This is a genomic window from Microbacterium tenebrionis, from assembly GCF_903645325.1.
GTDB classification, from domain to species: domain Bacteria; phylum Actinomycetota; class Actinomycetes; order Actinomycetales; family Microbacteriaceae; genus Microbacterium; species Microbacterium tenebrionis.
Genome location: NZ_CAHJXQ010000002.1, coordinates 153225 through 178786, shown reverse-complemented (window position 1 = coordinate 178786; position 25562 = coordinate 153225). Strand labels below are relative to the sequence as shown.

Below are 25562 nucleotides of genomic sequence, written 5' to 3'. Positions count from 1 at the left end.
CGGTCAGTCCCGGGGCGCCGACAGCAGGCGTCCCGGGGCTCCGGCCAGCTCCGGCTGGTCGCGGAACTGCCCGGTGAGCGCGAGCACCACGATCACGAGCGTGCAGGCGATCCAGCCGGCCACCCCGAGGGGGCCGGCGACCGCCATGTCGAACGTCGTCCCCGCGACCGGGAACAGGGCGATCATACCCGCGGAGGCATTCATCGCGCCGTGCGCGAACACCGCCGGCCAGATCGACGCCGAGCGCAGGCGCAGCCAGCCGAGCAGGATGCCCCAGGCGATGCATCCGCCGATCATGAACAGCACGCCGGTGATGTCGTAGCGGTTGAAGTTGTAGCCGAGCAGGATGACCGGCGCGTGCCACAGGCCCCAGATCGCGCCGCTGATCAGCAATGCCGGCCAGGTGCCCAGCGGACGCAGCGCCGGCACGAGGAATCCGCGCCAGCCGAGCTCCTCGCCGAAGGCGAAGAGCGCGTTGATGGTCGCCGCCGCGAACGGGATGGTGAGGAACTGCGAGGCGATCAGGACGATCGTCGGCGGCAGCGGAGTGCCGTCGGGCACGGACGCCGCGATGAGCTCGGCATAGCCCGAGAACTGAGTGAGGTCGAGCGTCACCCAGCCGAAGGCGGCGGCGACGGCGACGGATGCCGCGATGACGACGACCGGTCCGAACAGGCCGGCCACCATCATCCACACCACGCGCTTCGCCGGACGCAGCGGCCACATTCCGAGGAAGCGCAGGCGCTCCCCCTTCGGCACGCGGCGCAGCGCGAACAGCACGATCACCACGGCGAGCGCCGGGGTGAACATCATGGCGTAGATGAGGAGTCCGGCGAGCGGGTGCGCGAGGCCGGTGCCGGAGAGCCAGAGCGGCAGGGCGACGAGCCAGGCGAGACCGAGGGCGAGCACGACGAACGAGACGGTGGCGGAGGGTCGGATGCGGGTCATGAGCGGTCGTCCTTCGATCGGAGGCGGACGGTCTCGAGCGCGGCGGCGGCGACGGGGCCGTAGTCGGGGCTCGTCGGCTGCAGGAACCACCCGACGACGGCGAACACGACCATCGCCGGCACGGCGAGCGCCGCCCAGCCGCCGATGTCGGGGGCGTCGGCCGCGTCGGCGAGACCGCGCTGGATGCCGTCGGTGCTGAGCAGCAGCAGGGCGAAGCCGGCACCGAGGCCGAGGTTCATCGCGCCCAGGAGCTTCGACGTCGCCGACCATGCCCGCACGGGAGGCTTCGCGCTCGACTGCGGCATCCGAGGGCTGACGACGGCGAGGAGCACGTCGAACAGGAGCAGACCGCCGCAGACGGCGAGCAGCACCGGCAGGAATGTCGCGCGCGGCAGGAAGCCGTCGACGCCGTCGGTGCCCCAGTGCGTCGCGATCGGATCGGGCAGCTCGGGCAGCCAGGCGAGCACGACGACCGCGGCGAGCGCGAGCAGCGCGAACGGCGCGATGACTCCGACCCGGATGAATGCGGTGCGCGACCGGCGGACGTCGACGGCGAGCGGGACGTCGGTCATGGAGCGTTCTCCTTCACGAGTGAGGCGAGAGTGGTCGGCGAGACGCTGAGGGCGGCCGCGCGGGCGACGAGGGCGCGCACGTCGTCGGCGAGCTCGGCGAGAGGCGCGGCGCCGCGGGAGATCACCGCTCCCCGGCCGCGGCGGAGGTCCACGAGCCCCTCGTCGCGCAGCTGCTGGTAGGCGTGCAGCACCGTGTGCACGTTGATGTCGAGGGCGTCGGCGACCTCGCGTGCGGCGGGGAGTCGATCGCCTGGTCCGAGTCGGCCCGAGAGGATGTCGGCGCGCACGGAGGCGGCCACCTGGTCGAAGATCGCCGTGGCGCTGTCGGCATCGATCCGGACGAGCATGTCATCTCCACTAGTTATAGAGAAACTATATCAACTAACGGACTCCTCCAAACCTTTCGGCCGAGTGCCGTGCCACGGCCACACTGGCGGCATGAAGATCACCCCTCGGCGACTCGCCCTCGGCATGAGCCTGTGGGCGCCCAACCTCTTCAGCGGCATCCGCATCCGCCGGTTCAGCGAGGACTGGACGCACGCGACGGTCGAACTGCACGTCAACCTGTTCACCCGCAACTACGTCAAGACGGCCTTCGGCGGATCCATGTCGGCGATGACCGACCCGTACTACTTCATGCTCGTGATGCACCAGCTCGGCCGCGACTACGTCGTGTGGGACACCCGCGGCGAGATCGAGTTCCTCAAACCGGGCCGCGGGGTGCTCACGGCGCACTTCCACGTCTCCCCCGAGCGCGTGGCCGAGATCCGCGAGAAGGCGGCCGGTGGCAAGAAGGTCCTCGAGTGGTTCGAGACCGAGATCACCGACCGCGACGGCGACGTCGTCGCCAAGGTGCGCCGCGAGGTGTACATCCGCGAGAAGAAGCGGGTCACGGCCGCCCGCAGCGCGTGAGCACCGGCCGTTCACGTGCCCGTGCCACAATGAGCCGGTGCAGCTCGCCAGACACCTGACCCTCACCGACGCCGTGGCTGTGGGACTCGGTTCCATGATCGGGGCCGGAGTGTTCGCGGTGTGGGGACCGGCGATCGAGGCTTCCGGCTCCGGGATCTTCCTCGCCCTCGCGATCGCTGCCGTGGTCGCGTTCTGCAACGCCACCTCGTCGGCGCAGCTCGCCGCCGTGCATCCGGTCGCCGGCGGCACCTACGCGTACGCGCGCGCCGAGATCGGGCCGTGGTGGGGCTACATCGCCGGGTGGTGCTTCGTGATCGGCAAGCTCGCCAGCTGCGCCGCGATGGCGATGACCTTCGCCGCATACGCCGCTCCCACCGGGTGGGAGACGCCGGTCGCAGCCGTCGCCGTCGCCGCTCTCGCGACCGTGAACTGCTTCGGCGTCACCCGCACGGCACTGCTCACCCGCTTCCTCGTCGTCGTCTCGCTGCTGGGGCTCGCCGTCGTCGTCGCGGTCGGGTTCGCCTCGGCGCCGTCGGCCTCGCCCGTACCGCTCGCCGACCTCACCGCCTACGGCGTGCTGCAGGGCGCCGGCCTGCTGTTCTTCGCCTTCGCCGGATACGCGAGGATCGCGACGATGGGCGAAGAGGTCACGGACCCGGCCCGGAGCATCCCCCGTGCGATCGTGCTCGCGCTCTCGGGAGCGCTGGTCGTCTATGCGCTCGTCGCCGTCGTCGTCGTGCTGACGCTCGGCGCGGATGCCGCAGCGAAGTCCGCACCGCTCGCCGCCGTGGTCGATGCGGCAGGGCTCACGGTGCTCGAACCCGTCGTCCGCATCGCGGCGGCGGCAGCATCCCTCGGCGCGCTCCTGGCTCTCCTGACGGGCATCGGCCGCACGACCCTCGCGATGGCCAGGGAATCCGATCTGCCGCGGTTCCTCGCCGCGGTGCACCCGCGCTGGCAGGTCCCGTACCGGGCCGAGATCGCCGTCGCGATCATCGTGATCCTCATCGTAATCGTCGCCGATCTGCGCGGTGCGATCGGATTCTCGTCGTTCGGCGTGCTGTTGTACTACCTCATCGCGAATGCGGCGGCGTTCCGGCAGTCGGGGGCCGCGCGACGGTACCCGCGGGCTCTGCAGGTTCTCGGCGTACTCGGATGCCTCGTGCTCGTGAGCACCCTCCCGCTGCTGGCGTCGCTGATCGGCACGGGGGTCATCCTCGTCGGCGTCGCGTATCGGATGCTGCGGCTGCGGCTCACGCGCGCACCGGCTGCCTGAGAGCCATCTCCACCGCGGGCAGGAGCGCCTCCGCCGTGCGACGGTAGCCTGCCGCGCTTGGGTGGAACCTGTCGAGGCTGAACATCTCGTCGGGCTGCTCCCGGAAGGTCGGGCCCACGGCCAGCCGGAGATCGACGGGCACCGCGCCGGTGCGCCAGGCGACCCTCGTCTGCTCGAGCGCGAGCCGCCGCGACATGCGCGAGAGCAGGGCGCGCAGCGGCTGCGGGACGGGCTGCAGCGTGCCGAGGTCGGGACAGGTGCCCACGACGACCGGGGTGCCGAGCTCCTGCAGACGTGTGAGGGCCCGTTCGAGCTCGTTCGCCGCCGACCACGGCGGAACCATGTGCGTGACGTCGTTGCCGCCGACGACGATCACGGCGACGTCGGCGCGGTATCCGTCCGGGAGCGCGTCGAGCTGTCCGGCGAGCGCCGTGGACTCGGATCCGACCACTGCCGCGGTCCGCAGGCGCACCGGGCGCAGCATCCGCTTCGCCACAGCCTTCGCGATGCGCCCACCGAGAGTCTCCTTGCGGCGCTCGGCGCCGAGTCCCGCCGCCAGCGAGTCGCCGAGCAGGAGCAGGTCGATCGGCGCGCCGTCTAACGACCTCTTCCACACCCGATCGGCGTCCAGCGACACCTCGCCGAGCGGCTTGCCGATGCGGTGGCGAGCGATCGCAGCCTGGCGGGTGAGCAGCGTGCGGATGCCGAGCGCGGCGAGGCCGAGCGCCGCCACGGCCGCCAGGATGCGCACCCTGATCATGCGCCCATTCGAGCGGACGCGCGTGAACGCGGCATGAACGCCCGCCGTCCTCACCGTGCGATCGTCATGTCACCGCAACAGTTGGATCACCGTCGGCCATCCGACGAACAGGATGACCGCCACCGCGGCGCAGTTCACCAGCACCGTGAACCAGTAGACGACCCGGAACGCCTGCTTGACGGTCTTGTGACGCAGTCGCTGCTGCGCGAGCCAGGCACCCGGCCACCCGCCGAGGACCGCAAGGAGATGCAAGCCGGCCTCACTCGTCCTCCAATCTCCCCGCCGAGCCGCTCGCTTGTCTCTCGCGTAGACGGCATATGTGATGAGGTTCAGGAGCAGGAGCGCGCCGAGCAGCCAGATCGGGATGCGCTCGGTGGACCAGCCCCAGGCCAGCACGGAGATCCACGCCGCCATGAGGACGATGGCCACGACGAGTCCGGCGCGGCCCGGCGAGCGCCTGCCGCCACGGGCAGTGCGGCTCGGTGCCCGCTCGGGGTACCGAGCCGCGGGCGCACCGGCAACCGAGCGCACGTCGACGGCGCGCGGACCCTTGCCCTCGATCTGGATCTCCGAGAACTCGACGCGAACGCCCTCGGCTGGGATGACGCCGCGCACGTCCCGAACGTGCACGAACGCGTCGCGCTGACCCGGGCGGCGGATGAAGCCGAAGCCGCGGTCGGCATCCCAGCGATGAATCGTCCCCTGAACGCGCATGAGAGGTGCTCAGGCGAGCGGCTTGATCTCAAGCGCGCCGACGGCGGCACCGGCCGAGACCGTCGCGAAGGCGGTGTAGCCGTCGGCCGCGGAGCGGTCCAGCAGGCCCTTGAAGTTCTTCACGCGACGCTCCAGACGCACCCGGCCGTGCTCCATCAGTGCGGTCTTGTGCGCGATGAGCTCTGCCAGCGGCACGTCGGCGTCGTGCACGAGCACGATCGCCTGGGCTCCCGCATCCGACTGCGGCTCGAGCAGGTCGGCGAGGCGCTCGAATCCGAGGGAGAATCCGACGGCGGGGATCTGCTGGCCGAGGAACCTGCCGATCATGCCGTCGTAGCGGCCGCCGCCGCCCAGCGAGTACGACACGGACGGATGCGCGAGCTCGAAGATCGTGCCCGTGTAGTAGCCCATGCCGCGCACGAGGAACGGGTCGAAGACGAGCGGGATCTCGGCGTCCGACCCCGCGCCGGCGGCGACGGCCTCGCCGATGCCGACCAGGTGCGCGACGATCTCGTCCGGCGCGTTCTCGGGCAGGGCCTTGCGGATCTGCGCCTCGCCGTAGGGGTTGTACTCCATGGTCTGCGGGCGGCGCAGATACGCGTCGAAGGCCTCGACGGCGGATGCCGTGGCACCCCGCTCGCGAAGCTCGGCGACGATCCCGTCCGGACCGATCTTGTCGAGCTTGTCGATCGTGATGAGCACGCCAGGGCGCTCGTCGGCCGCGAAGCCGAAGGCGTCCAGCATCCAATCGAGCACGCGACGATCGTTGATGCGCACGCTCGCGCCCTCGAGCCCGAGGGCGGCGAGCGCATCCAGCGACGCGACGATCAGCTCGGCCTCGGCGCGCGCGGAGTCGTCGCCCATGATGTCGATGTCGCACTGCACGAACTGGCGGTAGCGGCCCTTCTGCGGGCGCTCGGCGCGCCACACCGGCCCGATCTGGATCGCGCGGAACACAGCCGGCAGCTGCCCGCGGTTGCTCGCGTAGAACCGGGCGAGCGGGACGGTCAGGTCGTAGCGCAGGCCCAGGTCGCTCAAGGCTGCGGGGTCGTCGGCGCCGGCGCGGATCGCCTCGGCATCAAGCCCGCGGCGCAGGATGTTGTACGAGAGCTTCTCGTTGTCGCCGCCGATCCCGGCATGCAGGCGGTCGTACTCCTCGACGACAGGCGTCTCGATCTCGTCGAAGCCGTGCGCCAGGTAGCGCTCGCGGATCACGGCGAGCAGGCGCTCTCGGCGAGCCTTGTCGGCGGGGAGGATGTCGCGCATGCCGCGCGGCGGGTTCACAGTAGCCACGTCTCCATCTTTCCAGGCATCTCCCGCCGCTCGCACACCAGCACAGCTTCGGATGCCGGACGCGACACGCCGCGGCGCACGCTCGCCGCGCGGCGTGCCGCCGCCGAGCTCCGAAGTTGTGCACGCGGTGCCACGTCAGCGCTCCGCCGAGGCTCAGGCCTCGGCGGAGCGGACCTCGTCCTCCAGCGTCCGCAGACGCTCGCGCAGGGCGCGCTCGGCATCCCAGCCGTTCGCGCGTGCCGTGGCGGTGAGCATGAGCAGCATGTCGCCGAGCTCGTCCTCCGACTCCGGTGCGGCGCCGATCTCAGCGGCGTCGTGCGCGGCGAGCGCGACGTCGTCGCCCGCCCCGACCCTCGCCGCCCTGCCGAGCACCTTCTGGGCGCGGGCGAGTGCCGGCATCCCGGCGGGCACGCCGTCCAGAACGCTGCGCCGTTCGCGCTTCTCGGCCGCCTTCGCTGCGTTCCAGTGCACGAGCACCTCCTCGGGCGTGGTCGCGACCGCGCCCGCGAAGACGTGCGGATGCCGCCTGACCATCTTCTCCGTCAGAGTCTCCGCCACATCGTCGATGTCGAACGGATCGTCGGGGTCCTGCGCGGCGATCGCGGCGTGGAACAGCACCTGCCACAGCAGGTCGCCGAGCTCCTCGCGCAGGTCGGCACGGGTGCCGTCCTCGACGGCGTCGATGACCTCGTGCGACTCCTCGATGAGGTACGGCACCAGATCGCGATGCGTGATCTGCTGCGACCACACGCAGCGCTCGCGCACGGCCTTCATGGTCTCCGCTGCTGCGCGCAGTGCGTCGGTCATGGCATCCTCTCCGAGATCCGGACGGTCAGGAACTCGCCGCGGTGACACGGCGATGCCACGCAGCCCGCGACGAGACGATGATCCCCGAGAGCGCGAGGGCGATGAGTGAGCCGACGAGCACACCGAGGATCGCCTGGTCGCGCGTCGCGGCGTCATCGGCGAACGCGAGGTTCGCCAGCAGCAGCGACACGGTGAACCCGATCCCGCCCAGCGTGCCTGCGGCGACGAGATCGGTGATGGTCAGAGCCGGCGGCTGCCCGTGCGACCCGACCCGCACGGCGATCCAGCCGAAGACCGTGATGCCGATGATCTTGCCGACGGGGAGCGCGAGGGCGATGCCGAAGAACGCCGGCGAGAGCTCGGCGGGCGAGACCGCCGGGATCACGACGAACGCGGCGACGAACGCGAAGATCGGGAGGATCCCGCCGTTCACCCACGGCTCGAGCGCGTACCGGGCACGCATCGACGGCGACTGGGCGATGGCCAGACCCAGCATGACGCCGGCGATCGTGGCGTGGATGCCCGAGAGCAGCACGAACAGCCAGACGAGGATGCCGACGACGATCATCGCGGCCACGATGAGGCCGGTGTTCCGCTCGGGAAGCATCCGCGAGAGGAAGCCGAAGACGACCACCCCGACGACCGCCAGCAGCAGGTGCAGCCAGTTCAGATCGTGGGCGAACAGCACGGCGATGAAGACGATGCCGATGATGTCGTCGAGGATCGCGAGCGCGAGGAGGAACACGCGCACGGCGGCGGGCAGGCCCTTGCCGAACACGGCGAGCACGCCGAGCGCGAAGGCGATGTCGGTCGCCGTGGGGATCGGCCAACCGGATGCCGTCGCCTCTCCCCCGGCGATCAGCAGGGAGATGATGATCGGCACGAGCACGCCGCCGGCCGCGGCGATCGCCGGCTGCAGCGCCTTGCGGAAGGAGTTCAGCTCGCCCCGGGTCAGTTCGTACTGGAGCTCCATCGCCACGACGAAGAAGAAGATCGCCAGCAGGCCGTCCGAGATCCAGTGCGCGACGGACAGGTCGATGCCCGTGCCCGGGATGGCGATGTGCGACTCCAGCACCGCGGCGACGGGGGCATGCGTGGGCAGATTCGCCAGAAGCAGACCGAGCGCGGCGGCCGCCAGCAGGAGCACGGCGGGGAACTGCTGGGAGCGGAGGAGGTTCCGGGAATCAGACATCGGCTCCATGCTATTCCCGCCCCGTCGCACGGCGTCACGTGGTCAAGCAGCCCCACGGCCCGCGGCTAACCTCGAAGAGTGACCCCCGAACCCACTCACACTGAGGCCATCCGCGTCATCGGGCGATTCGAAGCCGAGCGCGGGATCCCCGACGAGATGCGTGCGGACGTGCGCATGCTCGGCGCCCTGCTCGGGCAGGTGCTGCAGGAATGCGGCAGCCCCGGGCTCTTCGAGGACGTCGAGCGGCTGCGACTTGCGACCATCCAGGCGTACGAAGAGGACACCGCTCTGGTCCCCGGAACCGGCGCGTTCGATCGCGCGACCGAGATCGCCGAGTCGTTCAGCGTCGAGCGCGCCGACGAGGTCGCGCGGGCGTTCACGTGCTACTTCCACCTCGTGAACCTCGCCGAGGAGCACCAGCGTGTTCGCGTGCTCCGCGAGCGTGCCGGGCAGCCGGCGCCGTCAGACGAATCCGCGGGCGCCAGGATCCCCGACACCCTCGCCGCCGCGTACGCGCAGCTGCGCGGCGAGGTCGGCGACGACGAGGCGCAGCGGCGCCTGTCCGGACTCCGGTTCCACCCGGTGTTCACCGCTCACCCGACCGAAGCACGCCGTCGGGCCGTGTCGACGAGCATCCGCCGGCTCTCGGAGCTCCTCACCGACCACGATGCGGCCAGCGACGGCGGCGCGGAACAGCATCGCGCCCGGCGCCGGATGCTGGAGGAGGTCGACACGCTCTGGCGCACCGCTCCCCTGCGCGCCCAGAAGCCCTCGCCCACCGACGAGGTCCGCACGGTCATGTCGGTGTTCGATGAGACCCTGTTCACGACCGTTCCGCACGTCTACCGCCGCATCGACGACGCGCTGCGCGGCGAGGAGTCGGGGGCGAGCGCTCCCGTCGTCCCCGCGTTCGTCCGCGTCGGATCGTGGGTGGGCGGCGACCGCGACGGCAACCCGTTCGTCACGGCATCCGTCACACGGGAGGCGGCAGACATCGCCGCCGACCACGTGTTGCGCGGTCTCGAACGCGCGCTCGACCGGATCGGCCGCGGCCTGACGCTCGACGCCGAGGGAACCCCGCCGAACGCCGATGTCACGGCCCTGTGGGATGCCTTCGCCGCCGCGCAGCCGGACGTCGCTGCCGAGATCGCCGCACGGTCGCCGGAGGAGCCGCATCGGCGCGCCGTCCTGTCGTTCGCCCGCCGCGTCGCCGCGACCCGCCTCGGCTCGGCGAACCCGTATTCCGCGCCGGAGGAGCTGCTGGCGGACCTGCGAGCGGTACAGGCGTCGCTCGTGGAGTCCGGCGCCAAGCGGCACGCGTTCGGCGGCGTCCAGCATCTGATCTGGCAAGTGGAGACGTACGGTTTCCACCTCACCGAACTCGAGGTGCGCCAGCACTCGCAGGTGCATCGCGCGGCACTGGCCGAGCTCGACGCCGGCGACGAGCTCAGTGAGCAGACCCTCGAGGTGCTCGAGGTGTTCCGCGCGATCGCCGGCATCCAGCAGCGCTACGGACTGCGCGCGGCCGGACGGTACGTCGTCTCGTTCACGCAGTCCGCCGAGGATCTCGCGAACGTGCACCGCCTCGCCCGGCACGCGCTCGGCGACGACGGCCCCGTACTCGACGTCGTACCGCTGTTCGAGACGTTCGCCGATCTGCAGGCGGCCCCCGGAATCCTCGCCGAGGTGGTGGAGTTCCCGGAGTTCCGCGCACGGATGGCCGCGACCGAGAACCGCCTTGAGGTCATGCTCGGGTACTCGGACTCATCCAAGGACGTCGGCCCCGTCGCCGCGAACCTCGCGCTCTACGAGGCGCAGGAGAAGATCGCGCAGTGGGCGCAGGATGCCGGTATCACGCTGACCCTGTTCCATGGCCGCGGCGGCGCGCTCGGCCGCGGCGGGGGGCCTGCGAACTCGGCCATCCTCGCCCAGCCCCCGCACTCCGTCGACGGCCGGTTCAAGCTCACCGAGCAGGGCGAGGTCATCTTCGCCCGCTACGGCGAGCCGGCGATCGCCATGCGGCACATCGACCAGGTCGCCGCCGCCACGCTGCTCGCCTCGTCGCCGACGATCGAGGAGCGCACCAGCAGCGCCGCCGCCCGCTTCGCGGACGTCGCGCAGGTGATGGATGCCGCATCCCGTTCGCGTTTCTTCGACCTTGTGAAGGCCGACGGCTTCGCGCCGTGGTTCGCCACCGTGACGCCGATGGAGGAGATCGGGCTGCTGGCGCTGGGCTCGCGGCCCGCTCGCCGCGGCCTGTCCGTCGAGTCGCTCGAGGATCTTCGGGCGATCCCGTGGGTGTTCGCCTGGACGCAGGCTCGCATCAACCTCGCCGGCTGGTTCGGGCTCGGCACCGCGCTCGAAGCAGTCGGAGACGAGGCGCGCCTCGTCGAGGCGTACCGTGATTGGCCGCTGCTGCGCACGATGGTCGACAACGTCGCGATGAGCCTCGCGAAGACCGATGAGCGGATCGCGCGGCGCTATCTCGCCCTCGGCGACCGCGACGACCTCGCCCAGCTCGTGCTCGACGAGCTCGCGCTGACGCGCGAATGGGTCATCCGTCTCACCGGCGGAAGCGTGCTGCTGGAGAACAAGCCCGTCCTCCAGCGGGCGGTGGCGCTGCGCAGCCCGTACGTCGACGCACTGTCGCTGCTGCAGCTGCGCGCCCTGCGCGAGCTGCGCTCCGCCGCATCCGCTCCGGAAGGATCCGGCGCCGACGACGAACAGCGCCGACTGCTGCTCCTCTCGGTCAGCGGTGTCGCCGCCGGCCTGCAGAACACCGGGTGAGCGTCACCCGGAACACCGCACCGAAATCTGCGGGGTAAGGTGAAATCTCGCGCCCGATCCGGCGCCTCGATTCACGCGACACGATCGCCCCCTCAGCCACAGAACCAGAAAGCCGTCCCCGCGTGACCGCCACTCTCACCGACTTCCACCCGCTCGCCGAGTCCGTCCAGCCCGTTTTCGACACTGTGCTCGCCCGCAGCCCGCACGAGCCCGAGTTCCAGCAGGCCGTGCACGAGGTCCTCGGCACGATCGCGCCGGTGCTCGAGAAGCACCCGGAGTACGTCGAGGCCGGCATCCTCGATCGCGTCGTCGAGCCGGAGCGGCAGATCATGTTCCGCGTGCCGTGGGTCGACGACGCGGGCAGGCTCCAGGTCAACCGCGGCTACCGCATCCAGTTCTCGTCGGTCCTCGGCCCGTACAAGGGCGGACTGCGGTTCCACCCGTCGGTGAACCTGTCGATCATCAAGTTCCTCGGCTTCGAGCAGATCTTCAAGAACGCGCTCACCGGCCAGGGCATCGGCGGCGCGAAGGGCGGCTCGGACTTCGACCCGCACGGCCGCAGTGAGGCCGAGGTCATGCGCTTCTGCCAGTCGTTCATGAGCGAGCTGTACCGCCACCTCGGCGAGCACACCGACGTCCCCGCCGGAGACATCGGTGTCGGCGGCCGAGAGATCGGCTACCTGTTCGGTGCCTACCGCAAGATCACCAACCGTCACGAGTCGGGCATGTTCACCGGCAAGGGCACCGGCTGGGGCGGCGCCGAGGTGCGCACGGAGGCGACCGGCTACGGTGCTGTCTTCTTCGCGCAGGAGATGCTCGCGGTGAGGGGCGACTCCTTCGAGGGCAAGCGGGTCGGCATCTCGGGCTCGGGCAACGTCGCGATCTACGCGATCCAGAAGGCCACGCAGCTCGGCGCGACAGCGGTCACGGCATCCGATTCCTCCGGGTACGTCGTCGACGACGCCGGTATCGACCTGGAGCTGCTGCGTCAGATCAAAGAGGTCGAGCGCGGCCGCATCGTCGAGTACGCGAATCGTCGTGCCAGCGCACGGTTCGTCGAGGGCGGCAGCGTCTGGGACGTCCCCGTCGACATCGCCGTGCCCTCTGCCACGCAGAACGAGCTGAGCCTCGCGGATGCCGAATCGCTCATCGGGAACGGCGTGCTCGCCGTCTCGGAGGGCGCGAACATGCCGTGTGTTCCGGATGCGGTCGCAGCGTTCCAGCGCGCGGGCGTGCTGTTCGCACCGGGCAAGGCCGCGAACGCCGGCGGTGTCGCGACCTCGGCGCTCGAGATGAGCCAGAACGCTTCGCGTCAGCGCTGGACGTTCGGCGACAGCGAGAACAAGCTGCGCGAGATCATGAGCGACATCCACCGTGCGGCTTTCGACGCGGCGGAGAAGTACGACGTCGGCGGAGACTACGTGGCAGGTGCGAACATCGCCGCGTTCCAGCGCGTGGCCGCCGCGATGCTCGCCCAGGGCGTCATCTGAGGTTCGGCTTCGACTCGTCGCTGAGCGAGCCGACGGCGAGTCGAAGCCTTCACACCGCCTGATCGTCTGCGTGGCGGGCGAGCGACGAGCCGTAGCGCTCCGTGAGCTGCACCATGAGGTCAGGCGTGTCGCGGTCGACCCCGAACACGTGACCGGGGAAGTCGAGGTCGGGCTGCGCTGCCGCGATCGCATCCGCCTGATCGGGTGAGAACAGCTGCACCGGGTCGCCCGCGGCCACCCACCCGATCGGCACGACGGTGCCTTCGGGAAGCACGGCCCTGCGGGTCACGATCGCGTTGACGCGGATCTCGCAGCGTGCCCCGACGATCGACCCGTTGAAGACGCGAGCGCCGGAGGCGAAGAACACCTCTTCGCCGACGGTGGCGCCGGCGATGCTAGCGAGGGTGCCGATGAGCGTGTGATCGCCGATGTGCACGGCGTTGGCCGCGGTGGCGCGGATGAGCGCGTTCTCCATGACGATCACGTGCTCGCCGAGCGTGATCGGCCCGCCCTCAGCAGTGATCACGGCACCGTGCAGCACCTGGCAGTTCGGGCCGATCTCCACGTCGCCGGAGATCACAGCGGTCGGCGCGACGACGGCGGTGTCATCGATGCGGGGCCGAGCCCCGAGGTGCTCGTACAACATGCCGTCAGACTAGTCCGACCGCGTCACCTGCGTGCGCAACCGACGCCGCCACCGTGCACAACTTCGGACGGCACCGGCGACACGCCGTAGCATCCGCCTCGGCACCGGCGCGTCGCGCGCCGGATCCGAAGTCGTGCATGGGATGCCGAAAGCGCGGTACCGACCGTGGGATGCCGCTGTCAGGATGCCGGGAGCCGGCAGGCTCAGGCGACCGCGACCGACTCCGGGAACATGGCCGTCAGCAGGGCGCTGACCCACTCGAGGATCGTGACGTCCTCCGGCACGGGGACCAGCAGCGCCTCTCCCCCGGCGACGATCTTCGCCTTCGGATACAGCCGCTGCAGCCGCACCTTCATCGAGTCCTCCAGGCGCGCAGGAGCGACCCGCAGGTTCGATCCCATGACGACGACATCGGTGAGGCCCGCCGATGCCGCCCGACGGCGCAGCCGCGCGACGGCGATGAGCCCGTCGACCTCCTCGGGAGGCGTGCCGTAGCGGTCGGTGAGCTCCTCGATCACGAGGTCGATCGCATCGTCCTTCGCGCTCGGCGCCGCGGCGGCCGACAGCTTCTGATACGCCTCGAGGCGCAGCCGCTCGCTGTCGATGTACGTCTCGGGGATGCGGGCATCCACCGGGATCTCCATCCGCAGCTCCACGTCGCCCTGCGTGTCCTCCCCGCGGAAGTTCGCCACGGCTTCGCCGATCATCCGCAGATACAGGTCGAAGCCGACCCCCGCGATGTGTCCTGCCTGCTCGGCCCCGAGCATGTTGCCCGCACCGCGCAGTTCGAGGTCCTTCAGCGCCACCTGCATGCCCGAGCCCAGGTCGTTATTGATCGCGATGGTCTGCAGCCGGTCGGCCGCCGTCTCGGACAGCGGCTTGGAGTCGTCGTAGAGGAAGTAGGCGTACGCCCTCTCGCGTCCGCGGCCGACGCGGCCCCGGAGCTGGTGCAGCTGCGAGAGTCCGTACTTGTCGGCCTTGTCGATGATGATCGTGTTGGCGTTGGAGATGTCGAGGCCGGTCTCGATGATCGTCGTCGACACGAGCACGTCGTATTTGCGCTCCCAGAAGTCGTCGACGACCTGCTCGAGCTGATGCTCGCCCATCTTTCCGTGCGCCACGGCGATGCGCGCCTCGGGCACGAGCTCGGCGAGCTCGGCGGCGACGCGCTGGATCGACTGCACCCGGTTGTGCACGAAGAACACCTGTCCCTCGCGGAGGATCTCGCGGCGGATCGCCGCGGCGATCTGCTTGTCGCTGCGTGCGCCGACGAACGAGAGGATCGGATGCCGGTCCTCGGGTGGCGTCGCGAGAGTCGACATCTCGCGGATGCCGGTGACCGCCATCTCGAGCGTCCGCGGGATCGGGGTCGCACTCATGGCGAGGATGTCGACGTTGGTCTTCAGCTTCTTGAGGCGATCCTTGTGCTCGACGCCGAAGCGCTGCTCCTCATCGATGATGAGCAGGCCCAGGTCCTTGAACATCACCTGATCGGTGAGCACGCGGTGCGTGCCGATGACCATGTCGACCGAGCCGTCCAGCAGACCTTCGAGGGTGAGGCGAGCCTCCTTGTCGGTCTGGAAGCGCGACAGCGGCCTGACCTTCACGGGGAACCCGGCGAAGCGCTCGGTGAACGTCTCGAGGTGCTGCTTGACCAGGAGTGTGGTCGGCACCAGCATCGCGACCTGCTTGCCGTCCTGAATCGCCTTGAACGCCGCTCGCACCGCGACCTCGGTCTTGCCGAACCCGACATCCCCCGACAGCAGCCGGTCCATGGGGATCTCGCGCTCCATGTCGGCCTTGATCTCGTCGATCGTCTGCAGCTGGTCCTGCGTCTCGGCGAACGGGAAGGCCTCTTCGAGCTCGCGCTGCCACGGGGTGTCGGGCGAGAACGCGTAGCCCTTGGCCGCCATGCGCGACGAGTACAGCTTCACGAGCTCGACCGCGATGTCGCGGACCGCCTTGCGGGCCTTGCCCTTGGCCGCCGACCAGTCGCTGCCGCCCATCTTCGACAGGGTCGGGGCCTCGCCGCCGACGTACTTCGAGAGCAGGTCGAGCTGGTCGGTGGGCACGTAGAGCTTGTCGCCCGGGTAGCCGCGCTTGGACGGCGCGTACTCGAGGACGAGGTAGTCACGGGTGGTCTTGGTCGCGTTTCGACCGCCGGTGGACACCTCGCGCTGGGTCATCTCGACGAACTTCGCGATGCCGTGCGTGGCGTGCACGACGTAGTCGCCGTTCTTGAGCTGCAGCGGGTCGACGACGTTGCGCCGACGCGAGGCCAGCTTCTTGACGACGCGCTGGTCGCCGCCGATCGTGCGCCCGTAGAACTCGTTGTCGGTGAGGACGGCGAGCTTCGCCTCTGGTACCTGGAACCCGGACTCGAGAGACCCGATCACGAGGGTCGCGACGCCGGCATCCGGTGCATCCGGCAGGGTCTCGACGGCTCGCGCGGCGAGTCCCCGGTCGGAGAGCACGTCCCGCGCGCGATCGACGAGACCGGTGCCGGATGCCACGACCACGACCCGCCAGCCGTCCGTCAGGCGGGCTTCGACGAAGGCGATCGCGCCGTCGACGTTGCCGTGGAAGGAGGGGATGATCGACGCGTCGATGTTCTCGGCATCCGCATCGTCGGTCGCGAACGGGCTGAACCGCCACCAGACGCCGTCACGCTCGCGGACGATCTCGCGCAGTCGTGCCACGCTGAGGAAGTCACCGGCGCCCAGGTCGATCGGGGCGGATGCGCCGGAGGTCGCCGCGCTCCACGCGGCATCCAGGAACTCCCGGTTCGTCTCGCCCAGGCTCTGCGCGCGGGCGCTCGCCCGCTCGGGGTCGACGAGGGCGACGGCCGTTCCGGGCGCGAAGTACTCGGCGAGCGAAGTGAGAGGGCCCGCGACGGCGGGCAGGAGCGACTCCATGCCCTCGACGGGGATTCCTTCGGCCATCTTCTCGAGCATCCCGGCGATCGCGGGGAAGCCGCCGACGAGCGATCGGGCCCGCTCACGCACCTCGGTCGTGAGAAGCAGTTCGCGCGTCGCGGGCAGTTCGACGAGATCGACGTCACCCGGCAGCGAGCGCTGGTCGGCGACCGAGAACGCGCGGATCTGGTCGATCTCGTCACCGAAGAACTCCACCCGGTACGGATGCTCGCTCGTCGGCGGGAAGACATCGAGGATGCCGCCGCGCACGGCGAACTCGCCGCGCCGGGACACCATGTCGACGCGGGTGTAGGCGCGCTCGACGAGCTGCTCGATGGCGTCGTCGAGCTCGAGGCCGCGAGCGCCGAGCGCGAGGGCGAGGGGTGCGGTGTCACCGAGATTGCCGGCGATCGGCTGCAGCGCGGCGCGCACCGAGGCGACGACGATGAGCGGGCGCTCGCCCGACCACGTCGTGATGCGGCGCAGGGTGTCCAGACGCCGCCCGACCGTGTCGGGGCTGGGGCTCAACCGCTCGTGCGGCAGGGTCTCCCAGGCGGGGAAGCTGAGGATCTCGGCATCCGGCACGAAGGACCCGAGCGCCCCCGCGAGGGACTCGGCACGCCTTCCGGTGGGCGCGATGACGAGGAGGGATGCCGGATGCCCCGCGCTGTGGCGCTTGTCGAGGAGACCGGCGATCGCCGGCGCGTCGAGGCCGTCGACCAGGCCGAGATCGGCGTCCGTCTGCGCCCAGGTGAGGGCGTCGCGGTACAGGGGGGCCTCTTCCAAGGCGCGCAGAATCCCGGGAACAGTCACCAGACAAGCTTAGACGCGGCCTCCGACACTGGAGGCGGCTCCTTGTCGCGCGTCACCCCGGCAACGGCTTTCGGGTGCGAAGCGACACCGCAGAGGGGTCGCAGGCGGTTGCCCCCGCGCCGGTATGGCGGCCATTCGCGGCCCCTGCTCGTACAGGCGATCCACTGAGGGGCCGTAAACGGTCGCCTCCGGGCCGCCGAGGCCACTACTTGCGCCCCCTCGCATGATGTCTGCGAGCGCGCTCCGATGTCGAGCCTGCATAGGATGCCGGGATGGAAACCGTCACGCTCCGCACCGACCGCCTCGTCCTCCGCCCACCCGCAGCGGACGACGTCGACGCGATCTTCGAAGCGTGCCAGGACCCCGAGATCCCGCGCTGGACGACCGTGCCGAGCCCGTATACGCGAGAGCACGCCGAGGGCTTCGTCGACCTCATCGCGCGCTGGTGGGCCGATGGCAGCCAGACGATCTGGGGCATCGTCCACGGCGATGTGCTCGTGGGCGTGGTCGGGCTCCACCACATCACCCCGCACGACACGGGCGGATCCGCCGAGCTGGGGTACTGGGCGACGGCCGAGTCACGCGGCAGGGGCTTCATGGTCGAGGCATCCCGTGCTGTGATCGATTGGGGGTTCGCCGAACTTGGCCTCGCCCGCATCGTCTGGCGGGCCGTCGCGGGGAACATCCCATCCGCCCGCACAGCCCGAGCGCTCGGATTCCAGTACGAGGGGCTCATGCGCCAGGCGCTGACGAGTCCGCGCGGGCGCGATGACGGATGGGCGGCGGGGATCCTGGCATCCGACGATCGGATACCGGTGGCCTGGCCGGTCGCGCTCGGCTGACGCCCCTCCCCGATGTCGGCGGCCGGTGGCAGGATGGGCTCATGCCTGAGATGCCGGAGATCCAGGGGCTCGTCGACTTCCTCGGCGAGCGCGCCGTCGGGCACGCGATCACCCGCACGAGCGTCGGCGAGATCGCAGCGCTGAAGACATACGATCCGCCGAACACGGCCCTGCACGGTGCGACGATCACGGCCGCGAGGCGGCACGGCAAGTTCGTCGTGCTCGCGTGCGGGCCTGAACTGCACCTCGCATTCCACTTGGCGAAGGCGGGATGGCTGCGCTGGTACGAGCTGCTGCCGACGACGCTCATCAAGCCGGGCAAGTCGCCGATCGCCCTGCGGGTGGCGCTGGACGACGACAGCGGGTTCGATCTCACCGAGGCCGGCACGAAGAAGTCCCTCGCCGTGTACGTCGTGCGCGATCCGATGAACGTCCCGGGCATCGCCCGCCTCGGGCCGGAGCCCCTCGACGACGGATTCACCCGAGACGTCTTCGCCGGGCTGCTCGAGGGCAGGCGGATGCAGATCAAGGGGCTGCTGCGCGATCAGTCCGTGATCGCTGGCATCGGCAACGCCTACAGCGACGAGATCCTGCACGCCGCCCGCATGTCGCCGTACGCGATCAGCGGCAAGCTCGACGACGCCGAGATCGACCGGCTGTACGAGGCGATGCAGACGACGCTGAAGGATGCCGTGGCTGCGGCATCCGGCAAGCCGCCGTCCGATCTGAAGGACGCCAAGCGCGCCGGCTTCCGTGTGCACGCGCGCCGTGACGAGGCATGCCCGGTCTGCGGCGACACGATCCGCAGCGTCTTCTTCGCGGATCGCTCACTCGAATACTGTCCGACCTGCCAGACCGGAGGCAAGCCGCTCGCCGACCGCCGACTCTCCCGGCTGCTGAAATGACGTCGCGCAACGCGGAATGAAACGCCGCCGCGCGCGTTCGGTACACTGAGCATCAACGTGCTCCGGGGTCGGTGAGAATCCGAACCGGCGGTGACAGTCCGCGAGCGCCTCGGCCGAGCCGAGGTGCCGATCCGGTGGAATTCCGGGACCGACGGTGATGCGAGAGAGATCTCGCTAGTCCGGAAGGGAGGCAGCACGGTGCGCGAAAGCGCGCGTTCTGTCATCCCCGGACTCTGGACAGAAGGACGACGGATGGCAGTGACCGAGGCGGAGCGCCGCGCGATGACGCATGCACTCGCACTCGCCGCCAGAGGCCCGCGCGGTCCGAACCCGCAGGTCGGCGCCGTCATCCTCTCCGCTGCGGGCGAGGTCATCGCCGAGGGCTGGCATCGCGGTGCCGGCACTCCGCACGCCGAGGTCGACGCCCTCTCGAAGCTCCCCCCGGATGCCGCACGCGGCGCGACCGCGGTCGTGACGCTCGAGCCCTGCAACCACACCGGGCGCACAGGCCCCTGCGCGCTCGCCCTCATCGACGCGGGCGTCTCCCGCGTCGTGTACGCACTCGACGACCCCGGTGCCGTCTCGGGCGGCGGCGCCGAGCGTCTGCGCACAGCCGGCGTCGAAGTCGAATCCGGCGAGCAGGCGGATGCCGCCACCGCCCTCATCACCGACTGGCTCACCGCGCAGCGGCTCGGCCGCCCGCACGTCACCGTGAAGTGGGCGCAGAGCCTCGACGGACGCGCCGCCGCCGCCGACGGCACCAGCCAGTGGATCACCGGCCCCGAAGCCCGCGGCGATGTGCACCGCCGTCGCGCCGTCGCCGACGCGATCGTCGTCGGCACCGGTACCGTTCTCGCCGACGACCCGGCGCTGACCGCACGCGACGGCGATGCCCTGTTCGAGCATCAGCCCGTCCCCGTCGTCATCGGGTCGCGCGAGACGCCGGCAGATGCCGCGCTGCGCCGCCACCCGCATGAGCCCCTGTTCTTCGACACCCGCGACCTGACCGCGGTTCTCGCCGACCTCCATGCCCGCGGCATCCAGACGGTTCTCGTCGAGGGAGGCCCGACGCTGGCGAGCGCCTTCATCGCGGCGGGGCTCGCCGACCGCGTCCTCGCCTATCTTGCGCCCGTGCTGCTCGGCGGCGACCGGCTCGCCCTGACCGACATCGGCGTCGCATCCATCGTCGAAGCCCGCAGACTCACGATCGACGAATGGGTGCCGCTCGGCGCCGACCTGCTCGCGATCGCCCACCCCGCACGCACAGAAGAAGGAGAACTCTGATGTTCACCGGAATCATCGAGGAGATCGGCGAGATCACCGCCATCGAGCCGTCGGGCGACGGCTGGCGCCTCACCGTCCGCGCACCGAAGGCCGCGCAGGATGCCGTGCACGGAGAATCGATCGCCGTCTCCGGCGTCTGCCTCACCGTCGTCGGATCGACGTCCGAGAGTTTCGACGCCGACGTCATGAAGCAGACCCTCGACGTGTCAGCTCTGGCGACGGCATCCGTCGGTACCCGCGTGAACATCGAGAAGGCGATGCCGGTCGGTGCGCGCCTGGGCGGTCACGTCGTGCAGGGGCACGTCGACGGCACGGGCGAGATCGCCGAGGTGCGACCCGGAGACCGGTGGAGCGTACTGCGCGTCACGATTCCCGCCGACCTCGCGCCCCTGGTCGTCGACAAGGGCTCCATCTCGATCGACGGAACCTCGCTCACCGTGAGCGCGGTCAGCACCGCGGGCGGCGACGAGCACTGGCTCGAGGTCTCCCTCATCCCCGAAACCCTCTCCGCCACGACACTCGGAGGCCGCGCCGTCGGCGATCGCGTCAACCTGGAGACCGACATCCTCGCCCGTCACGTCGAACGCCTGCTGGCGTTCCGGGCTGTACCGGAAGGAGGCTCGCGATGAGCCTTTCCACCATCGAAGAAGCCCTCGAGTCGCTGCGGGCGGGGCGGCCGGTCATCGTCGCCGACGACGAAAACCGCGAGAACGAGGGCGACGTCATCCTCTCCGCCGAACTCGCCACCCCCGAGTGGGTCGCGTGGACGGTGCGCTGGTCGTCCGGCTTCATCTGCGCCCCGATGCCGTCGGATCTGGCCGACCATCTGAACCTGCCGCCGATGGTCGAGGCCAACGAGGACGCGCGCTCGACCGCCTACACGGTGAGCGTGGATGCCGCGGAGGGCATCACGACCGGGATCAGCGCGTCGGATCGCGCGCACACCCTGAACGTTCTGGCGAACCCGGCGTCGACCTCGACGAGCGTCATCCGCCCCGGTCACGTCCTGCCCCTGCGCGCCGTCGACGGCGGCGTGCGCGAGCGCGGCGGTCACACCGAGGCCGCTGTCGACCTGATGAAGCTCGCCGGTCTCCAGCCAGTGGGCGCGATCGCCGAGGTCGTCGCCGAGGACGGCAGCATGATGCGCCTGCCCGGCCTGAAGGAGCTCGGCAAGCGCGACGGGGTTCCGGTCATCACTATCGAGCAGCTCATCGGCCATCTCAACGAGATCGACCCGTTGGAGGGGCCGGTGACCTCGTCCCGGACCGGACGGCGCCGCGTGAGCCTGCGAGCCGACGCCACAGTGCCGACCGAGCACGGCGTATTCCGCTTCCTCGCCTACAAGGACCGCGTGACGGGCACCGACCATATCGCGGTCGTCTCGGGCGAGCCCGGCGAGACCGCTCTGGTGCGCGTGCACTCCGAGTGCCTGACCGGTGAGGCGTTCGGTTCGCTCAAGTGCGAATGCGGTCCTCAGCTGGACGCAGCCCTCGACGCGATCGAGCAGGATGGCGGCGTCGTCATCTACATGCGCGGCCACGAGGGCCGCGGCATCGGCCTGATCAACAAGCTGCGCGCGTACAGCCTGCAGGAGGAGGGGCTCGACACCGTCGACGCCAACCTCGCCCTCGGCCTTCCCGCCGACGCCCGCGAATACGCTGCGGCCGCCGGCATCCTCGGCGACCTCGGCATCGCGAAGGTGCGTCTGCTCACCAACAACATCGACAAGGTGAGCCAGTTGCGCGAGCTCGGACTCGACGTGATCGAACAGGTTCCGCTGATCGTCGGCGTCGGACCCAACAACCATCAGTACCTCGAGACCAAGCGCGACCGCATGGGGCACATCATCGGCGAGGCAGAGCTCGCCGAGGCCCTCGCGCACGGAAAGGACCAGGCATGAGCCGCGCAGGAGCACCTTCCCCCACCGAGAAGATCGACGGCACGGGACTGCGCGTCGTCGTCATCGCCGGCACCTGGCACGACGTGATCACGAACGGACTGATCGCGGGCTCCGAGCGAGTGCTCACGGCATCCGGGGCGACCTACGAGATCGTCCGCGTGCCGGGATCTTTCGAGCTCGCCGCCGCGGCACAGGCCGCCTTCGCCGGCGGCGCGGACGCCGTCGTGGCGCTCGGCGTCATCATCCGGGGCGCCACCCCGCACTTCGAGTACGTGTCGGCGGCGACGACCGACGGCCTCACCCGCGTGGCACTGGATGCCGGCAAGCCGGTCGGCTTCGGCGTGCTCACCCTCGACGACGAGCAGCAGGGTCTGGATCGTGCGGGCCTCGAGGGTTCGAAGGAGGACAAGGGCGCCGAGGCTGCGGATGCCGCGCTGCGCACCACCCTGGTCGTGCGGGCCCTTCGACAGGCTCAGGGACCGCGCGGCTGAACCCGCTGAGGTTCACCTGGCTAGCGGACGCCGCAGCGCAGGGCTAGCCTGACGGCATGGAGACCCTGCGCCACGTCGTCGTCCTCGTCCACCTCGTCGGTTTCGCCGTGCTGTTCGGCTCGTGGGCCGTACAGGCCTTCGGCGGCAAGCGCCAGATCACGAAGATCATGGACTGGGGTCTCGCGATCGCCGGCGTCGCCGGACTCGCCCTCGCCGCACCCTGGGGCCTCGCCGACGGCGTTGAGATGAACTACGCCAAGATCGGCACGAAACTCGTGGTGCTGCTCATCATCGGCGCACTGCTGGGCATCGGCGGCGGACGGCAGAAGCGCGGTGCCACCGTGCCCCCCGCGATTTTCTGGCTCGTCGGCATCCTGACGCTCGCGAACGCCGGCATCGCCCTGCTCTGGCGGTAACACGCGGCGAGCTGTGCACAGCTGATTCTCAGGAAGGCGTAAACTCCCCGGGTGCTCGTTCATCGGGCACCCGATCGTCAGGAGCACCTTGAGCACCACAGTCAAACCCGCCAATCCCCGGTCGCGCGTCATCACGGCGAGCCTCGTCGGCACCACCATCGAGTTCTACGACTTCTACGCCTACGCGACGGCCGCTGTCCTGGTCTTCCCGATCCTGTTCTTCCCGAGCGACAACGAGACCGCGTCGCTGCTGGCATCCTTCGCGGTCTTCGGCGCCGCCATGGTCGCCCGCCCCATCGGCGCGATGGTCTTCGGACACTTCGGCGACAAGTACGGCCGCAAGGCGACGCTCGTCGCATCCCTGCTCACCATGGGCATCGCGACCGTCCTCATCGGCGTTCTGCCGACGTTCCAGCAGATCAACTGGGTCGCGCCCCTCCTGCTGCTCATCCTGCGTCTCGCGCAGGGCTTCGCGCTCGGCGGCGAATGGTCGGGAGCGGCCCTGGTCGCCACCGAGAACGCCCCGAAGGGCAAGCGCGCCTGGTACGGCTCGTTCCCGCAGCCCCGCGCCCCGGTCGGCTTCATCCTCGCCAACTTCATCTTCCTGGGGATCAACTGGCTGCTGCCGCACGCCGAGGACCCGTCGCTGAAGTCCGAGGCTTTCCTCGCGTGGGGCTGGCGCATCCCGTTCCTGTTCTCGGCCGTCATGGTCATCATCGGCCTGTGGGTGCGGCTGAAGCTCGTGGAGTCCGACACGTTCAAGAAAGCGTCGGAGGTCGGCGCGATCCGCAAGATGCCGCTGGCGACCGTGTTCCGCCACTACTGGAAGCAGCTGATCCTCGGCACGTTCATCATGCTGGCGACGTACGTGCTGTTCTACCTGATGACGAACTTCACGCTGACCTACGGCACCGCGCAGACCGACGCCGCCGTACCTGGTCTCGGATTCGCGTACACCGACTTCGTGCTCATGCAGATCATCGGCGTGGTGTTCTTCGGCATCTCCACGTTGCTGTCCGGCCCGGTCGCGGATGCGGTCGGCCGACGCCGCCTGCTCATGTGGGTGACGGCGGCGATCATCGTGTTCGGGCTGTCGTTCAACCTGTTCCTGCTGCCGCAGGCCGACCCGAAGTTCACCGGTGCTCTCACGCAGGCGCTGCTCGTGATCGGCTTCATGCTGATGGGCACGACGTTCGGCCCGATGGGAGCGCTGCTCCCGGAGCTGTTCCCGACCAACGTCCGTTACTCGGGCTCCGCGATCTCGTACAACGTGTCGTCGATTCTGGGCGCGGCGGTGGCTCCGTTCATCGCCGTGGCGCTGTGGAGCGCCGCCGGCGGATCGCCCGTGCTCGTGGGCGTGTATCTCGCGGCCATGGGCGTGCTGACGTTCATCGCGCTGATCTTCACACCCGAGACCAAGGACCACGACTACGAGGCAGACCTCGGCCTCGCGCAGAGCGCGGAGCTGTAACCCTTTTCAAGTAACGCAAATGACCGCATCTCACGCTGAGATGCGGTCATTTGCGTTACTTCAGCGGTAGTCGGCGAATACGCGCTGCACCGAGCCGTCGAGCACCATCCGGCCGCCGTAGGGAACGATCCACTGCGGTCGGGTGTGACCGAAGGGCACGCCGACGCAGACCACGGCATCCGGGTTGTAGCGGGCGACGGTCTCGATGACGACATCGCGCTGGGCAGCGCGCAGCGCCGCGGCCTCGTCCTGCGACGGACGGAACTCGAAGTCGCTCACCGGCGGACGCGCGACCAGGACGCCGGCGATCGCCGAGAGGATGCCGCGCTCCCCCAGGCCGCGCATCCATCGGCCGACCCAGGACGCCGGCGGCCGCTCCTCGCTCGTCTCGATGAGCAGGATCGCACCCTCCAGATCGGATGCCGCCGGCAGCCGCCCCGCGAACGCCAGCCCGTCGAGCACCTCGAGGCATCCGCCCCATGTGCGTCCCTCGACGCGCTTCGCAGGCCCGGCCCACGCCCAGGGTTCGGTGGGGACGCGATCGCCGAACTCCGTGAGGGCGCGCGGGTCCTCCCAGCGCCGGCCGACGTCCTCGGATTCGCCGGGTTCGGTCAGCTCGAGCTCGCCGCCGTCGAGCAGCGCCGCGCGCAGCGATCGCGCGTGGATGACGTCGACCGCAGGACCCGGCCCGAGGTGCACGGCCGTCGAGCCGCCGTAGAAGCCGGGGATGCCGAGGTCCCACAGCCAGTTCAGGATGTTCGTGTTGTCGCTGTACCCGATGAACGGCTTCGGGTCGGCCTGCGCGATCGCGGCGTTCAGATGCGGCACCACGAGGATCTGATCGTCCCCGCCGATCGTCGCGAGGATCGCCCTGATCGACGAGTCGGCGAACGCCGCGTTGACATCCGCCGCTCTCGCCTCGGGCGAGGCTCCGAGTTCGCGTGTCGTCGGGTACTCCACCGGAATCAGACCGGTCAGTTCCGTGAGCCTGCGCATCGCCTGCTCATGCAGGGCCGGAGCGATTGCGGGTGCGGCGAACGCCGGCGAGAGCACCGCTACACGGTCGCCGGGGGTGAGCATGGGCGGTGTCAGCATCAGGCCATCATGACATCACCGACACCGCCTGCC

Annotated in this window: 23 protein-coding genes and 1 riboswitch; of the genes, 12 read left to right on the top strand and 11 right to left on the bottom strand. The window is 70.0% G+C overall.

The features are described 5' to 3' along the window. Positions 1-3: 3 nt before the first annotated feature. From HWX58_RS04215 to HWX58_RS04205, 3 genes are read right to left on the bottom strand one after another with little or no spacing between them, the layout of a single operon-like run. Positions 4-948, bottom strand: a complete 945-nt coding sequence (locus HWX58_RS04215; RefSeq protein WP_175985796.1) for a CPBP family intramembrane glutamic endopeptidase — start codon at positions 946-948, stop codon at positions 4-6. Continuing rightward, positions 945-1520, bottom strand: coding sequence for a DUF1648 domain-containing protein (locus HWX58_RS04210; RefSeq protein ID WP_175985795.1), 576 nt, complete (start codon positions 1518-1520; stop codon positions 945-947). Before HWX58_RS04210 ends, HWX58_RS04215 begins: the two co-directional genes overlap by 4 nt. Then, entirely contained in the window at positions 1517-1867 is a 351-nt protein-coding gene (locus HWX58_RS04205; RefSeq protein WP_175985794.1) for a GntR family transcriptional regulator, read from the bottom strand. Before HWX58_RS04205 ends, HWX58_RS04210 begins: the two co-directional genes overlap by 4 nt. A 91-nt stretch (positions 1868-1958) precedes the next feature. On the opposite strand from HWX58_RS04205, the gene HWX58_RS04200 reads away from it, so the two are divergent. After that, on the top strand, positions 1959-2432 hold the full coding sequence (locus HWX58_RS04200; protein ID WP_175985793.1) for a DUF4442 domain-containing protein: 474 nt from the start codon (positions 1959-1961) through the stop codon (positions 2430-2432). A 37-nt stretch (positions 2433-2469) separates the two neighbouring features. After that, on the top strand, positions 2470-3708 hold the full coding sequence (locus HWX58_RS04195; protein ID WP_175985792.1) for an APC family permease: 1239 nt from the start codon (positions 2470-2472) through the stop codon (positions 3706-3708). Here the strand turns inward: HWX58_RS04195 and HWX58_RS04190 are convergent. The 5 genes from HWX58_RS04190 to nhaA form a co-directional block, all read right to left on the bottom strand. Further along, entirely contained in the window at positions 3686-4468 is a 783-nt protein-coding gene (locus tag HWX58_RS04190; RefSeq protein ID WP_175985791.1) for an SGNH/GDSL hydrolase family protein, read from the bottom strand. The two genes, HWX58_RS04195 and HWX58_RS04190, sit on opposite strands and share 23 nt — an antisense overlap. Before the next feature lie 69 nt (positions 4469-4537). Further along, positions 4538-5182, bottom strand: coding sequence for a DUF1294 domain-containing protein (locus tag HWX58_RS04185; protein ID WP_175985790.1), 645 nt, complete (start codon positions 5180-5182; stop codon positions 4538-4540). A gap of 9 nt (positions 5183-5191) precedes the next feature. Then, positions 5192-6448, bottom strand: a complete 1257-nt coding sequence (locus HWX58_RS04180; protein ID WP_217702953.1) for a histidine--tRNA ligase — start codon at positions 6446-6448, stop codon at positions 5192-5194. Positions 6449-6628: 180 nt separating this feature from the next. Further along, positions 6629-7282 (bottom strand): nucleoside triphosphate pyrophosphohydrolase, encoded by a 654-nt coding sequence (locus HWX58_RS04175; RefSeq protein WP_175985788.1) that lies wholly within the window; start codon positions 7280-7282, stop codon positions 6629-6631. A 25-nt stretch (positions 7283-7307) separates the two neighbouring features. Next, entirely contained in the window at positions 7308-8474 is a 1167-nt protein-coding gene (gene nhaA / locus HWX58_RS04170; RefSeq protein ID WP_175985787.1) for a Na+/H+ antiporter NhaA, read from the bottom strand. A 156-nt stretch (positions 8475-8630) separates the two neighbouring features. Between nhaA and HWX58_RS04165 the strand changes: the two genes are divergently transcribed. After that, the gene (locus tag HWX58_RS04165) at positions 8631-11261 is read left to right on the top strand and encodes a phosphoenolpyruvate carboxylase (RefSeq protein WP_250646124.1); all 2631 of its coding nucleotides are present in this window, start codon (positions 8631-8633) and stop codon (positions 11259-11261) included. Between the two features lie 122 nt (positions 11262-11383). Beyond that, entirely contained in the window at positions 11384-12751 is a 1368-nt protein-coding gene (gene gdhA, locus HWX58_RS04160) for an NADP-specific glutamate dehydrogenase (RefSeq protein WP_175985785.1), read from the top strand. A gap of 49 nt (positions 12752-12800) precedes the next feature. On the opposite strand, the gene HWX58_RS04155 is transcribed toward gdhA, so the two are convergent. After that, the gene (locus HWX58_RS04155; protein ID WP_175985784.1) at positions 12801-13397 is read right to left on the bottom strand and encodes a gamma carbonic anhydrase family protein; all 597 of its coding nucleotides are present in this window, start codon (positions 13395-13397) and stop codon (positions 12801-12803) included. A gap of 203 nt (positions 13398-13600) precedes the next feature. Then, the gene (mfd, locus tag HWX58_RS04150) at positions 13601-17125 is read right to left on the bottom strand and encodes a transcription-repair coupling factor (protein ID WP_175985783.1); all 3525 of its coding nucleotides are present in this window, start codon (positions 17123-17125) and stop codon (positions 13601-13603) included. A 272-nt stretch (positions 17126-17397) separates the two neighbouring features. Between mfd and HWX58_RS04145 the strand changes: the two genes are divergently transcribed. The 8 genes from HWX58_RS04145 (at position 17398) to HWX58_RS04110 (ending at position 24434) form a co-directional block, all read left to right on the top strand. Continuing rightward, positions 17398-17967 carry a GNAT family N-acetyltransferase gene (locus tag HWX58_RS04145; protein WP_175985782.1) on the top strand — a complete coding sequence of 190 codons (570 nt, stop codon included), beginning with the start codon at positions 17398-17400 and terminating at the stop codon, positions 17965-17967. A 41-nt stretch (positions 17968-18008) separates the two neighbouring features. Further along, positions 18009-18872, top strand: a complete 864-nt coding sequence (locus tag HWX58_RS04140; RefSeq protein ID WP_175985781.1) for an Fpg/Nei family DNA glycosylase — start codon at positions 18009-18011, stop codon at positions 18870-18872. Positions 18873-18926: 54 nt separating this feature from the next. Continuing rightward, a riboswitch (FMN riboswitch) is annotated at positions 18927-19072 on the top strand. Between the two features lie 52 nt (positions 19073-19124). Further along, a complete protein-coding gene (ribD, locus tag HWX58_RS04135) occupies positions 19125-20156 on the top strand; it encodes a bifunctional diaminohydroxyphosphoribosylaminopyrimidine deaminase/5-amino-6-(5-phosphoribosylamino)uracil reductase RibD (protein ID WP_175985780.1) in 1032 nt (343 codons plus the stop codon). Next, positions 20156-20785, top strand: a complete 630-nt coding sequence (locus HWX58_RS04130) for a riboflavin synthase (protein ID WP_175985779.1) — start codon at positions 20156-20158, stop codon at positions 20783-20785. Before ribD ends, HWX58_RS04130 begins: the two co-directional genes overlap by 1 nt. After that, positions 20782-22056 (top strand): GTP cyclohydrolase II, encoded by a 1275-nt coding sequence (gene ribA, locus HWX58_RS04125; protein ID WP_175985778.1) that lies wholly within the window; start codon positions 20782-20784, stop codon positions 22054-22056. The genes HWX58_RS04130 and ribA overlap by 4 nt, the downstream gene beginning before the upstream one ends. Then, on the top strand, positions 22053-22547 hold the full coding sequence (gene ribH, locus HWX58_RS04120; RefSeq protein ID WP_175985777.1) for a 6,7-dimethyl-8-ribityllumazine synthase: 495 nt from the start codon (positions 22053-22055) through the stop codon (positions 22545-22547). Before ribA ends, ribH begins: the two co-directional genes overlap by 4 nt. Before the next feature lie 56 nt (positions 22548-22603). Continuing rightward, entirely contained in the window at positions 22604-22963 is a 360-nt protein-coding gene (locus tag HWX58_RS04115) for a Fe-S protein (RefSeq protein ID WP_175985776.1), read from the top strand. Positions 22964-23051: 88 nt separating this feature from the next. Beyond that, positions 23052-24434, top strand: a complete 1383-nt coding sequence (locus tag HWX58_RS04110; protein WP_175985775.1) for an MFS transporter — start codon at positions 23052-23054, stop codon at positions 24432-24434. A 60-nt stretch (positions 24435-24494) separates the two neighbouring features. Here HWX58_RS04110 and HWX58_RS04105 read toward each other — a convergent pair whose 3' ends face one another. Beyond that, a complete protein-coding gene (locus HWX58_RS04105) occupies positions 24495-25529 on the bottom strand; it encodes a S66 family peptidase (RefSeq protein WP_175985774.1) in 1035 nt (344 codons plus the stop codon). Between the last annotated feature and the right edge of the window lie 33 nt (positions 25530-25562).

Excerpts from the sequence above, each read along its gene's own strand:
- HWX58_RS04130 (WP_175985779.1), top strand. The coding sequence starts at position 20,156 with ATGTTCACCGGAATCATCGAGGAGATCGGCGAGATCACCGCCATCGAG.
- HWX58_RS04155 (WP_175985784.1), bottom strand. The coding sequence starts at position 13,397 with ATGTTGTACGAGCACCTCGGGGCTCGGCCCCGCATCGATGACACCGCC.
- ribH (WP_175985777.1), top strand. The coding sequence starts at position 22,053 with ATGAGCCGCGCAGGAGCACCTTCCCCCACCGAGAAGATCGACGGCACG.
- HWX58_RS04200 (WP_175985793.1), top strand. The coding sequence starts at position 1,959 with ATGAAGATCACCCCTCGGCGACTCGCCCTCGGCATGAGCCTGTGGGCG.
- HWX58_RS04145 (WP_175985782.1), top strand. The coding sequence starts at position 17,398 with ATGGAAACCGTCACGCTCCGCACCGACCGCCTCGTCCTCCGCCCACCC.
- ribD (WP_175985780.1), top strand. The coding sequence starts at position 19,125 with ATGGCAGTGACCGAGGCGGAGCGCCGCGCGATGACGCATGCACTCGCA.
- HWX58_RS04215 (WP_175985796.1), bottom strand. The coding sequence starts at position 948 with ATGACCCGCATCCGACCCTCCGCCACCGTCTCGTTCGTCGTGCTCGCC.
- ribA (WP_175985778.1), top strand. The coding sequence starts at position 20,782 with ATGAGCCTTTCCACCATCGAAGAAGCCCTCGAGTCGCTGCGGGCGGGG.
- HWX58_RS04210 (WP_175985795.1), bottom strand. The coding sequence starts at position 1,520 with ATGACCGACGTCCCGCTCGCCGTCGACGTCCGCCGGTCGCGCACCGCA.
- HWX58_RS04105 (WP_175985774.1), bottom strand. The coding sequence starts at position 25,529 with ATGCTGACACCGCCCATGCTCACCCCCGGCGACCGTGTAGCGGTGCTC.
- HWX58_RS04165 (WP_250646124.1), top strand. The coding sequence starts at position 8,631 with ATGCGTGCGGACGTGCGCATGCTCGGCGCCCTGCTCGGGCAGGTGCTG.
- HWX58_RS04175 (WP_175985788.1), bottom strand. The coding sequence starts at position 7,282 with ATGACCGACGCACTGCGCGCAGCAGCGGAGACCATGAAGGCCGTGCGC.
- HWX58_RS04140 (WP_175985781.1), top strand. The coding sequence starts at position 18,009 with ATGCCTGAGATGCCGGAGATCCAGGGGCTCGTCGACTTCCTCGGCGAG.
- HWX58_RS04115 (WP_175985776.1), top strand. The coding sequence starts at position 22,604 with ATGGAGACCCTGCGCCACGTCGTCGTCCTCGTCCACCTCGTCGGTTTC.
- HWX58_RS04205 (WP_175985794.1), bottom strand. The coding sequence starts at position 1,867 with ATGCTCGTCCGGATCGATGCCGACAGCGCCACGGCGATCTTCGACCAG.
- HWX58_RS04190 (WP_175985791.1), bottom strand. The coding sequence starts at position 4,468 with ATGATCAGGGTGCGCATCCTGGCGGCCGTGGCGGCGCTCGGCCTCGCC.
- HWX58_RS04185 (WP_175985790.1), bottom strand. The coding sequence starts at position 5,182 with ATGCGCGTTCAGGGGACGATTCATCGCTGGGATGCCGACCGCGGCTTC.
- nhaA (WP_175985787.1), bottom strand. The coding sequence starts at position 8,474 with ATGTCTGATTCCCGGAACCTCCTCCGCTCCCAGCAGTTCCCCGCCGTG.
- HWX58_RS04180 (WP_217702953.1), bottom strand. The coding sequence starts at position 6,448 with ATGCGCGACATCCTCCCCGCCGACAAGGCTCGCCGAGAGCGCCTGCTC.